Below are 14,398 nucleotides of genomic sequence, written 5' to 3' on the forward strand. Positions count from 1 at the left end.
TCAGAAAAGTATTCCCAAATGCTTTTGCAAATGGGATAGCGAGTGTCGCCGTTACACCAGTAAAGGTTCTGCCTTTTAAAGTGCCATTCTAAACAGATGGATATTTGTTCAGTTTAGCACGAACGGTTAATAATATCAATAACATCGTCACTTTGCCGTAATTTATTGATAATTAAGTTAACTAATTTATCGGCTTGACTAGAGTTAACTTGTCCAAAATCAATTACACGAATTTTGTTATCTTTACCCAATAAAGCAACATATTTATAGGCATTCCACACGCTTTCTTTTAAGTTGGATTCACATTTTTTCAGATTTTCTCCTAATTGTCGGTTTTGGTTTTCATCTAGTCCTTGTTCCTCGTCCCGTATATCTTCCCAAGCTAAAACTTTTCTCGCTTCTTCTCGCAGTTTGGTATCAGTATCAGCAACTGCCTAAATTATCCCACTTTTAAAGGTTCTATCTGATGTACCACATTCTTTAGTCATGGACTCTATCATTTTTAGAGTCTGACTATCCTGGATAGAATGTTCTGGTGCTAATATTGCTAAAGTTAAAACAGGACGATTAGAAATTGTACTAGAATTTTCTGGAAAGTAAATTAATTGTATTCCTGGATGGGAAGTAAAAACTTTTTTAATTTCGGCTTTGACTCTTTCTGCAATTCTTTCTGATTGGATATTGGCGCGACGGTCTGCTAAAATTTTGTTTAAGTTGGGTGACAGACTAAAACGATATTTATTTTTTTCTATTGACAAATAATAACAATCTGTAGCTAGTGTCTCTAAAACTGTTTCTACATTGCCAATATCTAAAGATGGTTCTGCTACTGCTAACCGAATTTCTGGTATAGTAGATTCTGCACGTAAAATACCACCATTAGATTCAAAAAATATTGTGGTTGTGACTTTGCGGTGCAGTCGTGCTTTTTTAATTTGGTCATCAGCTGCCATATCTAAACGAATAGCATGGGAATCTTTTTTACCACAAATATCAGTTGTTACTGCACCTTCTAATCTATCTTCGCCTAATTGTCCAAAAACAGCAGCGCGAAATTGGGGGTTATCTAGTGGTGCTGTTCCTAAAGTAATTAAGGGGTCACGGTGTGCGCCTTGATATCCTTGTTGGTAAGCATTAGATACCCACAATGCTAGGAGTCGTAATACTCCCCTGGTGCGTTGGAAGCGGGGTAAAACTTGCCATTTGCGCTCAAATACTGATAGCACTGAGGGATGGAAAGGATAGGTAGCATAAAAAGCTTCACGGGGGTTATCTACAGGAAACCAATTAGGAAGTTGTTGACGGTGGTCTAGTACCCAGTCTGCGTATTCATTACAGGTATTAATAGCATCTTTTGGTAACATAATCCTACCATCTGCACTGACAGCCCCAGCATCCCATTCAAATAGTCTTCTTCTGATAATTTCTGAAGTTTCTGCTTCTGCTGACATGATGATAGGTTTACCCACCCTATCCAGCATTTTTTTAAATCTTTGTTCATCTCCTTCATCGGCTGAGGTGTATTCCATTTCGGAAGCGGGAATGGAAACTACTAACACTACATTATCTAAACCTCTAGCCGTTTCTGATAATGCTTGAATGAAATTATATAAACTGTTGTGATAACCCTTGCCACGATAGGTACTAACATAATTAATAATTTCATCCATTAATATTAAACAGGGTTGATCTTTAGGCAGAAATTGTTTAATAACATCGCCTTTAGGTTCAATAAATTCTGCTTCGTGTTGTGCTAATATAGCTAAGGCATTTTCTCCACCTAATTGATAAGCAATTTCTCCCCAGGGAGTTTTCCGTAATGGTGTACCATCATTACCACCGCGGCCATTAAGAGAATCAAATTCAGTGCCGACAAATACCGCTACTGCTGCTTTTGGAACTGAAGAAATACCTGCTTTTTGTAATATCTTTTGTACACCAGTCCAATTATTAGCAATAGCACCACCTTTAGCTAAATGATAAAGTAAAGTTAAGGCGTGGGTTTTACCGCCACCAAATTGAGTAGAAAGATTAAAAATAGCAGAAGTTTCTGTTTTTTCACCCGATAAACGTCGCACAACTTGGGCGGAAAATTCTGTTAAATATTTAGTTAAATAGGTACGTTCAAAAAACCTTTCTGGTTGTTGATAGTCAGCAGGTGCTTTTTGATTTCTAACCTGGTCTAAATGTACTGCAAATTCCGCAGCATCTAAAGGTTTACCTTCCCGTAGGTCTTCGCGGGGTGTTAGTCCATCAATTTTGTACCAAGGTTTAATAGTTGCCATAAATAAATTTAAATGTGTGTGGGAGTGCGGAGTGGGGAGTGTTTGGGTTATGAAGTTAAACCAGAACTTCTTGAACAATTTATTTGCTAAACTCCATCCATCTTGAAAACTTGAGTTTGCGCCATAAAAAAACTATAGGTTTCAACTTGAACGGGGCTTATAGCAGAAAGCAAAAGGCAAAAGGCAATAGTAAAACCCTTACTATGATTAGGTTTCAATACTCAATCATGTCCTAATCATCCTGGCTACAGCTATAAATGAGAAAATTGATCTCAAAAGTGAAGGATTTGGATAGGATATAGAATTATTCCCCTACTAATCTTAATGCTTGATTTATCACTTTATCAGATAAATACATTCCACAGAGGCGCAGTTGTTCTAAAACTGGGCGTGCAGATGGAATTATCCCTCGTTGTTTAGCTGTAAGAACTATACCTAAAGTTCCCCGGAGGGGAATGCCCAAAGCTGCTGCACAACGACGGGCTGCTAAATCATCAATAATTACCTCAGTGCCAGGATTTACATAAGCCCAAGTTAAAACCGCAGATTCACCAGCCCCTAAATCCCAAGTTTGAATGATGCTGGGTATGGGAGGTGTTTCTGTCACTACCAACCAGGAGGTATGAGCGAGACTAGAGGCGGTGATGTCTGTTTCTCCATAAGCCTGAATTTCAGTGGACACTGCTTGAGGAACAGTGATTTCCGGGCTGACTATCTGCAATAAATGGAGAAAACCACCTTTAGTCAAAAAAATTAGGGGAGAGGTGTTAATTGCAGGTTTGATGGCAATACTTGGCAATTTTTCAGTCACGGCTTAATCTTTGGGCTTTAATAGGTAATTGTTGGGGACAAAATACAGGTTTTTATTCACGGGCTAATTCTTGTTCTAAATCATCAAAATCTACAGAAAATACATCCACTTGTTCACGGGCTAGGGCTGCAAGAAAGTCGCGGCGGTTTAACCCGGCAATTTGTGCAGCTTTCTCTTGAGAAATTTCCGCTTTTTGATACCAGTATATAGCGGCTGCTAGGCGCATATCACGTACAAAGTCATCTGGGGAAAGACGACGGGCTGAAAATACTTCTGGGGGTAAGTCTAGATTTACTTTCGTCATAAAGTTAGCTTCCATGAAAATTAAAATCCTAGTCCTTTCTTTCTGGCTAATACCCCATCTACCCAGCGTTTTTCCTCTGTACCGGTGGGGTATAATGCGGATAATGCCTGAGCAAGTCCCCAAAAGCGTTGGTTGTTTCCTGCTCCTTCATCTACTCACCGATGCCACCGGAGTAGTATAACCACAACAGGGACAGGTGGCAGAACCTCTTTTAACAGTGCCATCAAAACTAGGATTTTTTACTTCTATTTCTGGGTTATCACTAACTACCCATTTACTCTTTTGCTTTTCAATAATTTCAAAATCTACCCGCTTATCTTCCGGTTTCGGAATTATCCTTAAACCAATATTGCGATTACTTTTTTTACACAAATACAAAGACCGCATTAACGGCACTTCCGCACCACATCCTGGACCTTCACAAATAATAGTCCGCGCCCATAAATAAGCAATTGGTGTACTACCATCAGCATCTTTTGGATAAAATTGGGCTAACTCTTTTTCTGCTTCTTCCTTTACCCACTGTCCCCATTTTCGCACTTCATCCGCTAAGGTTTGTCCGTACTTAGGAATATATTCCAACACCACCTTATTTAACAATACTGCCACCGGGTTAATATCAGAAGCAAAAGCATCCGCACCCACTCGCAACGCTTCCAACGGAATAGCACCACCACCAGCAAAAGGGTCAACTACTAATGGTTTTGTTCCTGGTATTCCTCCTAAAGCTTCATGTGCAGCTTGAGTTAAATTCCGACTGGTTTCTAAATAATCAGTTTGTGTAGAATTATCCCAATTAGCAAAATCAGCAATAAAATCTAGTAGGCTATTTCTTAATATATTCCAGTGTTGAGGATTATGAGAATTTAACTGATTTTCTGGTTTAGCTAAAACTTGCCATTTAGTCCATATTTCAGTAGAACAATTTTTAGAGAAATCACTATTTATAGCTATAGCTTTTTTAGCAAAATTAGTAATATATTCCGTAGCTAAATCTCGAAAAGACTGGGGACAATTTTCATCAACAGGGTCAGGCCATAAAGCCGCACAAATAACAGCCCGACAAGCGGCTAAAGGTCGTCTTGCCCACCAAATATGTAATGTAGAAATATGCCCATGTCTGATGGATTTCTCCCGTCGGGCGTGGGCAGAAATGCGTTTAATGGGTAAGTCAACTTCGATGAGGCGTTTAGGGTATTTGGTGGTGTTCATGGTTTTTTGTTTGAATTAGAATTTCCCGTAATTTTTGACTTTCAGATCCCGGACTTCTTTAAGAAGTCCGGGATCTAAGCACACAGACTTTCAGATCCCGAACTTCTTAAAAAATTTAAGAGGCGTTTAGGGTATTTGATGGTGTTCATGGTTTTTTGTTTGAATTAGGTGGTTATTGAAGGAGTAACTTGTAGATGAACTACCCCATCTTACTTCATTGAAGATGGGGTTTCTACATCCCCATCAGTAAAGTTGATCTACTAACTCTTTGTCTCATAAAGGTTACAATCTCAATTAGTCATTAATCAGAATTGGATTAAGCAGAAAAACCACACCAATTACATGGTTTATTAATCACTCTGACTGACTGATTGAAAACCTTAAAATCCTTTGTTATCAAGACTTACAAGGTATTTTTAAAAGTAATCAATCAGCAATTAGTGAGTAATTTATGATGGATATTTTTAATATAGCAACTATATCCACTAGCTGACATATTGGATGTATTGGATATTGTTATTGTAGATGACGTATATGATAAGATTTTTGTATGAGTACGTTAATGAAATAATGGATATAATGGATATGATGGATAAACAAAAGAGTAAAAAAGATATGGCAGAAATAAGAGTTTTTGTTAAGCCAGAATTAAGACAAAAATTTAAAAGTAAGTGTGTACTAGAAAATAAAACCATGAGTGATGTTATTGCTGACTTCATGGCTACTTATGTTAACGACAATCAAGAAACTAGCCACACTTAAAACCCAATGACAGTTAGAGCGATCGCACTAACAACCCCAAACAACCAACCCAACGGAACCATGACAACTGAATTAAGTAGATTAGACCGGATAGAAGTGATTTTAGAGCGCGTGGCGGTACAACAAGAAACTACTGCTACAACACTGGATAACTTAACAGGTAAAGTTGACGATATTACTTATAAAGTTGATGACTTTATTAATACAGCTACCAGTGTTTTAGGAAGAAGTGCCATTTTAGATGACATCATAGTTAGACTTGACCGCAATTTTGAACTACACCAGCAACGATTTGAGGAAAACCAACGCTCAATTAATGCTGCTTTAGAAAGACTAGAAGCAATTTTGATGCAACTAATGGATAAGTAAAGCGATCGCCTAAAACAAAATTAAAGACTTTCAGATACCGGACTTCTTTAAGAAGTCCGGTATCTAAGCACTTCTATATTATACCTCCTAAAAGGTCTTCTGTTTTCAATTGATAATGTTCTATTTTTATAAATGGTTGCCAATTTAATCTCACTGGATCTTGAATAGTATGAACTTCTGGAGATGCCTTGTCTACCGACAGGCAGGAAGCACAATTAAATACTACATACAACCAGTAATCACCCTTCAATCTTTCTGCCGTTTTATATTCATTGGTTGTTAACGCTACCTCACCAATATTTGCCCGTCCTTTGACTTCAATAAACCTGACTTTACTTGCTTTTAATGGATCTCCAGAATCAATTTCACGGGATATTAAATCAAATCCGCGATTCTCTTTTTCTACACTGACAACTTGCCAACCTCTAGCTTTTTCATAAGCTATAACTGCCTGTATTGCTATTTTTTCAATCTCATCATCAGATACCATCGGCGCAATTTCTGGAGAAGTTCTTTCAGGATGGGGTAATACCCAAGCACGTCCATGATGACGAATATCAGTAATTGCACAACTGGCTTCTTGCTGCAATTCTTCCCGTCGCTGTTCTAACCTCCCATTTAATTCAAATAATCGGTCTTCTAATTGTTTAATACGACCATCTAACCCTTGTTCTTTAGAACCAGATTCTTTCAGTTGAAATAACTCTGCATATTGAATCTGGACTTTATCAATAATCACATTCAGACTAATTTCTATATGGTTAGAAATTGTCTCTACTTCCTTTTGTCGCTGTGTGCGAATTTCTGTTAAAAAGCTATTTAATTCCTGTTCAATTAATGCTTGTTCTACCTGTTCTCGACTGGGTAAATTACTATCATCTGGTAAATAATTAACTAAATTAACAGAGTTATTATTATTGTGATTATTCTCTGTTTGTACTTCGTTTTGGCTGGTAAAATCTCCTATTTTTGCTGGTACTAAATCTAAAAATAAAGTTGGTTGACGGACAGTCATTGTTCCATCTAACTCTGTCTGCACCACATATAAACGTTCATGGAGTTTTCTACCCCGTCCATCTGCGATCGCAGCCGAGAAAACATCCAACCTCGCTGGTGTCTGACGGTGTAAATCAAAAAACACCGCACCCTGACGCAAATCTTCCTGTACTTGGTTAGAAACCTCATCTCGTACACATTCAAATAAGGGATGTCCTGGTGTCACCCATTCCAATGTCGGGTCATCTGTCAAAATATTTTTATCAAACGTAATCTTTTTATACTCTCGTCCCAACTTACCAAAGCGATTTTCTAACCTATCTCCCGTTGCCCATAAAGTCCGAGGAACACGCCCAATTCTGTATATTTTCTTACCCTTAGCTGTTTCCTTGGGATGAATCCCCGCTATATGTGCTGCTTGCACAAAGAAATCATGGATAACTTCAGGTACTAATCTCCGTTCCTTAGCTTCAGCAGATTTACCAATTATTTGTGATAAATTTAATTCTCGTTTAGCAAGTCCTTCTAAAGCTGAATCACTAATTTTACGGAAACGTTCTGTATCTACCTGTTCTACAATGCGATCAACAATTACAGCCTCAGTAAGATTATGAGCGTACATATCCCGAATCATCCGTTCTAACTGATTAGCAGGGAAAATATCACCCAGTACATTGAATACTTTACCCGTCCTTTCTGGATCTAAGTCCATTTCAATAGCGTGAATCCGCTCAAACAGTTTCCATAAAACTTTACCTTCGCTGGTGTTAATAGCTACAAAGTTAAAAATTAGACAATCCTTATCCTGTCCATAGCGGTGAATCCGTCCCATGCGCTGTTCTAACCGCACTGGATTCCAGGGAATGTCATAATTGATCATAAACCAGCAGAATTGTAAATTAATACCTTCCCCTGCTGCTTCTGTAGCTACTAAAACTTGACAATCTTCTCTAAATTCCCGTTCTGAATAAATGCGAGTATTGGGCGTATCTCTATCACCTATTTTCATTCCGCCATGAATTTGAGTAACAGTTAATCCCCATTCTTTTAATTTTCCTACTAAATAATCTAAAGTATCTTTATGCTCGGTAAAAATGAGCATTTTCATTTTTGGATCTTTAAATATTCCTTTTTGGGTAATTACTTCTTTTAACTTAACTAATTTAGATTCAATTTCCCGTTTTTCTAATATTAGTGCTTGACTAATTAGTTGATTTAATTGTATAATTTCCTGTGTCAATGCAAAGGGATCTATGGAAGCAACTACACCTTCTAAATCACCGATAATTTTTTGTTGTTCGGGTTCTGGTAATTCTTCAAAATTGTCTGGTAATTTCTTATTAATTTGTTCTTGACGATAGCTTTCTGGATCTTCTAAAATTCTTTGGCGTTTATCGCGCATTCTTTCTAAACTACGACGGACAGCGTAAATACTAGAAGCAAAGCGACGTTGTAACATAGCCATGGTAAAACCTAACGCCCTACCTCTGGCTGTATCATCACTGGCAGCTTTGATTGATTGGTCTTCTACATAATCAGTAAGTGCATTGTAAAATTCTAATTCTTCTGCATCAATTTGAAATTCAATAGTTTCAACTTTACGGTTAGTGAAGAGTTTTTTAACAATACCTGTTTCTTCAGGGAATGTAACCAAAGCTTCTTTAGTCCGACGCAAGTAGAAAGGAGCATTATTCCGTTTCATTGCTTCTTCTAAACTTTGGACATCTCCATAAACATCTCGGTCTAATAATTCTAGGAATAAACAAAAGTTTTTTGGATCACCTTTATGGGGCGTGGCTGTCATTAATAAATAGTGGTCGGTAATTTTTGCCAGTTCTTCACCGAGTTTATAGGCTAAGGTTTTACTATCGGAACTGTAGGCACTCATTTTATGTGCTTCGTCTACAATAATTAAGTCCCAGTTACTTCTTAATAAACTGTCTTTTGCGTCTTCGATGCGAGAAACCCAAGATACGGAAGTGACAACTTGATTTTTTTCTTGCCAGGGATTAGAACCATAGTTAGCGCGTAGCACATCACCGCGTATCACTTCAAATTCTTCTCGAAATTTGTCTTTGAGTTCTCGCTGCCATTGAAATGTCAGGTTAGCAGGGGTGATAATTAGTGTACGTTGAACTAATCCTCTCACTTTCAGTTCTTTCAGTAGTAACCCTGCCATGATGGTTTTTCCAGCACCGGGGTCATCTGCGAGTAAGAACCGGATGCGTGGTTGTTTGAGGAAATAGTCGTAAACTGCTTCTAGTTGGTGTGGTAAGGGGTCTACACGAGCGATCGCCAACGCGAAATAAGGGTCATATTCATAGGACAACCCCAAACGTAATGCTTCTACACCGAACCGAAAATGCTGGGAATTACCATCAAAGGGTTCTTTTTCCGGTGTAGATTCCAACTGTTCCAACTGTTCAGCATTGAGAATTGGTTGATAGGTATGGTTAGTGTTGACTCCTGTACCAATGAGTTTTATTGCATCACCCATTGATACAACGACCAATACCTGTACTGGTTCTGGAAAAATTGAACCATGTACAATTACATTTGCTTTCAGTTGGTCTAGTTTCATGCTGTCACCATTATTTGAGAAATTTCTACTTGTGCCTCTTTACTTCGTTCAATTGCATAACAGTTAGTAGTGTTATAGACAAATATCTTTAAGCTACTTTTCCCGGTTTTACCCGGAATGGGCTTTCCTGCAATACCCCCTCTCCTCCATCTTCTCAAGCTTTTGCTTAATAAGATTTTTACATCTGATTTATAGCTTGATGTAGCAAGTCATATATCAATAAAAATAATAAGCTGTTACACAGCTAAATTGTATAATCCTAATATTCTGAACTCTTGTTTAACAGGCAAGATGCCTGTTCCACTTATACAAATTAAATGCACAACAGCTTAATCACATTTAAGTGTGGTTGTAAATATTTTTCTAGATTATTGTTTGTTAAATTTCTTTGCTGAAAAGATAAATATTGTAATAAATCTTCAGTAAATACCTCAGCAGCAACAATGTGGTTTAGACATATAACTGTAAATTACTTAAACAATACTGCGTTGTGTCACGTAAACACTAAACCTCAAAAACTACCAAACATAGCGGTTTTACATAATTTATTAACACTTCTTAGCAATGTTGGACACACATTTTCAACAAAAAACCTCAATATAGTTGTGTTGTACTACTAAAAAGGTCAGGTTACTGGGGTATGCTTTACTCATACTACTCTCTGGGTCCTGTTTATTATCTATTCACAGCTTATACTGAGAGAGCTTTTTTACATCCTTTCCGACTTTTCAAACATCCTCTAAGGGCGAAGCATTCGGGCAACCAATTATCAATTTTGATCACAGGTTATTTTCCGAATGCTTCGCCCCTACGACTCCTGACTCCTATTCCTAACTAGCAACTTGGGTTATTTAATTTATTTATGACTTTATCCCCTCCCCTAAATTCTCAATCAGATCCTCCCCTTCCCCCTGGGGAAAGCCTACCCACAATGTATGATTTACCTAGTGAGAACCCAGAGGAAAAAGGTTTGCCAGACGAATTTCATTTTTTACAACCATTACTTTTATACCTAACTTTTCAACCTATAAACTGGCCACCAGAATTGGTTTATAGTGCTGCTGATCTGAATCTTTATTATCATTTAGAGCATCCTTTATGGTATAAACGTCCAGATTGGTTTGGTGTAATTGGTGTTTCTAGGTTATATAAAGGTGAAGATTTACGTTTAAGTTATGTGACTTGGCAAGAAACAGCAAATCCTTTTGTGGTAGTGGAATTATTATCTCCTGGTACAGAAGATGAAGATTTAGGTAACAAGCAAAGTCAAAAAGATCAACTGCCTACAAATAAACCTCCTACAAAATGGGAAGTTTATGAACGTATTTTGCGGATTCCTTACTATATTGTTTTTAGTCGTTATACCAATGAACTCCGCGCATTTCATTTAGTTGGTGGTCATTATGAACCAATGAATTTAATAAATGGACTTTTACCCATGCCAGAGTTAGGTTTAAGTTTAGGATTATGGTCAGGTTCATTTCGTGGTATTTCTAAGTTGTGGTTAAGGTGGTTTACTCTTGATGGAGAATTAATTCCTGAACCTACAGAAGAAGCTACTAATGCTAAAGAAAGAGCTATTATTGCTGAACAAGAAGCAACTCAAGCAAAAAGAAAAGCGGAAATACTGGCTGAAAAATTGCGTCAGTTGGGTGTTAATCCTGATGAACTTGATGATTAATTAATTAAATCTTTTTGTCAGAATCAGGATGTCCAGGATTTAAGGATTTACAGGATTAAATCAGGATGGAAAAATTGATTAATTAATCTGTCACCTGTCACCTGTCACCTGTCACCTAATATTAAGAACCTTGATCCATAATCATATTTTGCACGATTGAAGCTGTAGCAGGTGCGAGTAAAACACCGTTGCGATAATGACCAGTGGCTAAAATCACATTACTATAATTAGCTAATTTTTCAATCACGGGTGCTGGTCTACCTTCAGGACGGGGACGCATACCAGACCAAGTGCGGAGAATTTTCGCCTCAGATAAATCTGGACAAAAGGCGATCGCCTGTTGTTTGACAGATTCTAACAATTCTTTTTTAGCTAAAATCTCATCTTCATTATTGGGAAATTCTACCGTAGCACCCACCCAATAGTCACCATTACCCATAGGTACAAGATGAACATCATTGCCAGTAATTACTGGTTGAAAATCAGGATTGCCTAAAACCCGTCCTAAACTTAAATATAAAGCTTGTCCTAAAACTGGGCGAATATTTACCTTATGATTTAATTGTCTAGTGAGTAAAGTTGAACCTAAGCCAGCAGTCACAATAAACCAATCTGCCTCAACTTTACCTTCTGAAGTTTCCATAAATTTAAGTTTTTCAGTAACATGGGGTGTGATCTGAACTATGTCAGTAGAAGGGGCTTGATGATTGCGTACAGCCACACCAAATTTAAATTTTACCCCATTGCGTTGCGCTGCATCTACCAAAGCTAAAGTTAACGCTGTGGGGTTGAGTTGCAGGTCTTGAGGAGAATAAACAGCACCAATCACAGTAGAATTATTAACCTGTGGACAGAATTTTTCTAGTTTTTCCTTGTCCCACACAGCTAACTGCCATCCTTGAGATTTACGAATTTCCCGTAATTGTTCCCAATCTGTTATTACCTCCACACCACTTTCTAAAGGGTGTTCTGGGTCTTCAGACAATAACATGACAAGACCCTGACGGTTACAAGGAATTTTCCGCCCTGTGATAGCTTCCAGTTCAGGAATTAAAGTTTGATAACGTTTAATACTTTCTTCCCGGATCTGCCAAGCTTTACCCTTGGTTTTATGGCTAATAATGCCCATTAAAACACCCAAAGCCGCAGCAGTAGAACCTTGTGCTGGTTGGTTTTTCTCAAAAACAGTGATATTTAAACCTTTAACTTGGCTGAGTTGATAGGCGATCGCTGCCCCAACTACACCACAACCGATAATTACTATATTCATAAATTTTGTAAACGGTGAGGGATGAAGAGTTAAGACTATCCTCTTCACCCTATCACTTGATTAACCTAGCGTTTTGTGACTCAAGACTCAGAGTTATTTAGTTGTCAGTGATTAGTTATCTGGTTAAAGCTGGTAATAGGTAATTGGTAATTGATAATGGGTAAATCTATTACTGTCCCCAGTCCCCAGTCACCAGTCCCCAGTCACCAGTCACTTTACTCTGGAATCAGTTGTAGGAACTTGTCAACATCTGCAAAGGCATCTTTGTAAGCACTTAAAGCTTGACTGGTGTTACCTGCACCAGCAGCTTTGTCAATTTTTACCAAATCACTCAATAAATCCTTGGTAATTTGTCTGGCTTTAGACTGGTCTTGGGGTAATAGGTTGGGGATAACATAGGTCATATTTAACCTAGCTTCCGTCATTGGTCCATGAATAAAATTACCCACCTTGATCCATTCACCGCTTTGAATCAGGGTTTGCAGTTCTTGTGAGCGATCGCGCACCACCTGAATATCAGGAAAATATTCCTGAATTTTGGCAACTTGAGCCGGTGTGTAAGTTGGAGGTGCAGTAGCAACACTAGGACTGCCACAGCTGATCAGGAATGTAGTCAAGAGTACAAGAATCAGTGACAAAATAGAGCGTTGACGCACCATAAAAGGAAATTAATTTGCTATTTGTTTACCAATTTACAGTGTCATTTTAGATCGCTACTGTAATTTTTCGTTCCTACTAGTGAAAGTTTTGTCAAAAATTCTCTCACTTCATCGGGAGGAAATTCTGGCATCCTGACACAAGAGGGCAACCACGGGGGGATTGCCCCTACTCCTGTGATAAATGTGAGGAAATCTTCATTCACAGTTGCAAAACTTCCAATCTTCTTGATAAGCTGAAACACTAATAAGACAAACCTTCTGGCGGGTTTTCTGTTTTCACATCCCCCACAGACCGATGCAATATTAGGAGAGTTTTAACGTGAATGCAGCTGAACAGGCAACAAACCTTGAACTAGCCAGCAAGATTGCTACAGTAGTGAACTTGTTTAAATTAGAGTTTCCTGATGCTAAAAGCGATCTTAAACCTTGGCATAATGACCAAGAAACCAGGGAACTCGTAGATCCTGATTCCATCGACATCGGTTTTCACTTTCCGGGAATCAGCAAATCTTGGCGCTGTCGTAGCGTTTTATTTCAAATCCGTTTTTATCAAGATCCCATCAATAAATCTCGGCGAGCTATTGGGATTGAAGTATCAGGATTTGATCATCGTGGGCAAGCATGGCGACTGTCAACGGTAGATCAATGGAGTTTTGTTGGTGAGTCTTTACCTTCTCCTGTTATTGGTGACAAACTCAAACAAATTTGCCGACAAATATTAGAAGTCTTTAACATAAATTCTGATTGATAAGGAGTCAGGAGTTATGAATTTTGGATTTTGGATTTTGGATTTTGGATTGTTTTTTGCAAATTCAATCTAAAATTTATAATCTAAAATATTTCTCTCTATCTTCCCACACCTTCCCAAGCTAACAAATATCAGGACTTACGCAAAAGGGAACGAAAGTAGGGGTAATACCCTTCGGGAAGCAAGCTACATGAATTACCCCTACGCAAGAATAAGGTTTTCAGTCACATCTTGCGTAAGTCCTAAAATATGATAAATATTCAACAGAAATATCTCAAATTTTCTGTCATAAATATAATTCTATAATTCTATAATTCTGCAAGTTGAATTAATCAGCGTCTAAATATTCCCCAGGTGTTATCTACCATCAACACCACACCGAGGAAATATATGCGCTTTTCCACATTTGGTAAATCAGGTAGATTTTCTTTTCCGTTTGCTGTTAAATGTGTTAGCTTTACGTTTTTTTTTGGAACTTTAATATTTTGTGGTTTTTATATCGGTTCTTCCATGATCTCCTATGTTATCTCCAACTCAAACACTATTCACCCTACCTCAATATCTGGTATTAAAGATTAATAAATTGGTAGTTGGTAATTGGTAGTTGGTAATTGGTAATTGGTAATTGGTAATTGGTAATTGGTAATTGGTAATTGGTAATTGATGATTGGTAATTGGGAATAATAAAATTGATTACCCAGTCCCCAGTCCCCAGTCCCC

At 37.9% G+C, this 14,398-nt stretch carries 13 protein-coding genes; 5 read left to right on the top strand and 8 right to left on the bottom strand.

The annotated features are described in order from the left end of the window. Positions 1 to 113 precede the first annotated feature (113 nt). The 5 genes from H5968_RS25280 to H5968_RS22680 form a co-directional block, all read right to left on the bottom strand. A complete protein-coding gene (locus tag H5968_RS25280; protein ID WP_222620774.1) occupies positions 114 to 281 on the bottom strand; it encodes a hypothetical protein in 168 nt (55 codons plus the stop codon). A gap of 153 nt (positions 282 to 434) precedes the next feature. After that, positions 435 to 2,285, bottom strand: coding sequence for an ATP-binding protein (locus tag H5968_RS22665; protein ID WP_222620775.1), 1,851 nt, complete (start codon positions 2,283 to 2,285; stop codon positions 435 to 437). Between the two features lie 304 nt (positions 2,286 to 2,589). After that, positions 2,590 to 3,096: a DUF3368 domain-containing protein gene (locus H5968_RS22670; protein WP_272109827.1), complete on the bottom strand. Its 507-nt coding sequence runs from the start codon at positions 3,094 to 3,096 to the stop codon at positions 2,590 to 2,592. Between the two features lie 52 nt (positions 3,097 to 3,148). Then, the gene (locus H5968_RS22675) at positions 3,149 to 3,400 is read right to left on the bottom strand and encodes a UPF0175 family protein (protein ID WP_096572637.1); all 252 of its coding nucleotides are present in this window, start codon (positions 3,398 to 3,400) and stop codon (positions 3,149 to 3,151) included. 147 nt (positions 3,401 to 3,547) lie between these two features. After that, a complete protein-coding gene (locus H5968_RS22680; RefSeq protein ID WP_255427227.1) occupies positions 3,548 to 4,612 on the bottom strand; it encodes a DUF1156 domain-containing protein in 1,065 nt (354 codons plus the stop codon). 615 nt (positions 4,613 to 5,227) lie between these two features. On the opposite strand from H5968_RS22680, the gene H5968_RS22685 reads away from it, so the two are divergent. Further along, positions 5,228 to 5,374 carry a hypothetical protein gene (locus H5968_RS22685; RefSeq protein ID WP_187041755.1) on the top strand — a complete coding sequence of 49 codons (147 nt, stop codon included), beginning with the start codon at positions 5,228 to 5,230 and terminating at the stop codon, positions 5,372 to 5,374. A 60-nt stretch (positions 5,375 to 5,434) separates the two neighbouring features. Continuing rightward, complete coding sequence (locus tag H5968_RS22690) at positions 5,435 to 5,743, top strand: hypothetical protein (protein WP_187041756.1); 309 nt, start codon at positions 5,435 to 5,437, stop codon at positions 5,741 to 5,743. Positions 5,744 to 5,816: 73 nt separating this feature from the next. Here the strand turns inward: H5968_RS22690 and H5968_RS22695 are convergent, their stop codons facing one another. Then, the gene (locus tag H5968_RS22695) at positions 5,817 to 9,320 is read right to left on the bottom strand and encodes a helicase-related protein (RefSeq protein ID WP_187041757.1); all 3,504 of its coding nucleotides are present in this window, start codon (positions 9,318 to 9,320) and stop codon (positions 5,817 to 5,819) included. A 640-nt stretch (positions 9,321 to 9,960) separates the two neighbouring features. On the opposite strand from H5968_RS22695, the gene H5968_RS22700 reads away from it, so the two are divergent. Further along, positions 9,961 to 10,158, top strand: a complete 198-nt coding sequence (locus H5968_RS22700; RefSeq protein ID WP_187041758.1) for a hypothetical protein — start codon at positions 9,961 to 9,963, stop codon at positions 10,156 to 10,158. 24 nt (positions 10,159 to 10,182) lie between these two features. After that, the gene (locus tag H5968_RS22705) at positions 10,183 to 11,001 is read left to right on the top strand and encodes a Uma2 family endonuclease (protein WP_187041759.1); all 819 of its coding nucleotides are present in this window, start codon (positions 10,183 to 10,185) and stop codon (positions 10,999 to 11,001) included. A 121-nt stretch (positions 11,002 to 11,122) separates the two neighbouring features. On the opposite strand, the gene H5968_RS22710 is transcribed toward H5968_RS22705, so the two are convergent. Both H5968_RS22710 and psbQ read right to left on the bottom strand, forming a co-directional pair. Continuing rightward, the gene (locus H5968_RS22710) at positions 11,123 to 12,271 is read right to left on the bottom strand and encodes an FAD-binding oxidoreductase (protein WP_187041760.1); all 1,149 of its coding nucleotides are present in this window, start codon (positions 12,269 to 12,271) and stop codon (positions 11,123 to 11,125) included. A gap of 215 nt (positions 12,272 to 12,486) precedes the next feature. Next, positions 12,487 to 12,930 carry a photosystem II protein PsbQ gene (psbQ, locus tag H5968_RS22715; protein WP_096567236.1) on the bottom strand — a complete coding sequence of 148 codons (444 nt, stop codon included), beginning with the start codon at positions 12,928 to 12,930 and terminating at the stop codon, positions 12,487 to 12,489. Between the two features lie 319 nt (positions 12,931 to 13,249). On the opposite strand from psbQ, the gene H5968_RS22720 reads away from it, so the two are divergent. After that, positions 13,250 to 13,678 carry a hypothetical protein gene (locus H5968_RS22720; protein ID WP_187041761.1) on the top strand — a complete coding sequence of 143 codons (429 nt, stop codon included), beginning with the start codon at positions 13,250 to 13,252 and terminating at the stop codon, positions 13,676 to 13,678. The last annotated feature ends 720 nt before the right edge of the window (positions 13,679 to 14,398 follow it).

Origin of the sequence: Sphaerospermopsis sp. LEGE 00249 (genome assembly GCF_014299995.1) — a bacterium.
In the GTDB taxonomy this organism is placed as follows: Bacteria; Cyanobacteriota; Cyanobacteriia; order Cyanobacteriales; family Nostocaceae; genus Sphaerospermopsis; species Sphaerospermopsis kisseleviana.

Bases quoted from the DNA above. Each gene is read 5' to 3' on its own strand.
- H5968_RS22690 (WP_187041756.1), top strand. From the start codon at position 5,435: ATGACAACTGAATTAAGTAGATTAGACCGGATAGAAGTGATTTTAGAG.
- H5968_RS22680 (WP_255427227.1), bottom strand. From the start codon at position 4,612: ATGAACACCACCAAATACCCTAAACGCCTCATCGAAGTTGACTTACCC.
- H5968_RS22675 (WP_096572637.1), bottom strand. From the start codon at position 3,400: ATGACGAAAGTAAATCTAGACTTACCCCCAGAAGTATTTTCAGCCCGT.
- H5968_RS22705 (WP_187041759.1), top strand. From the start codon at position 10,183: ATGACTTTATCCCCTCCCCTAAATTCTCAATCAGATCCTCCCCTTCCC.
- psbQ (WP_096567236.1), bottom strand. From the start codon at position 12,930: ATGGTGCGTCAACGCTCTATTTTGTCACTGATTCTTGTACTCTTGACT.
- H5968_RS22710 (WP_187041760.1), bottom strand. From the start codon at position 12,271: ATGAATATAGTAATTATCGGTTGTGGTGTAGTTGGGGCAGCGATCGCC.
- H5968_RS22665 (WP_222620775.1), bottom strand. From the start codon at position 2,285: ATGGCAACTATTAAACCTTGGTACAAAATTGATGGACTAACACCCCGC.
- H5968_RS22695 (WP_187041757.1), bottom strand. From the start codon at position 9,320: ATGAAACTAGACCAACTGAAAGCAAATGTAATTGTACATGGTTCAATT.
- H5968_RS22685 (WP_187041755.1), top strand. From the start codon at position 5,228: ATGGCAGAAATAAGAGTTTTTGTTAAGCCAGAATTAAGACAAAAATTT.
- H5968_RS22700 (WP_187041758.1), top strand. From the start codon at position 9,961: ATGCTTTACTCATACTACTCTCTGGGTCCTGTTTATTATCTATTCACA.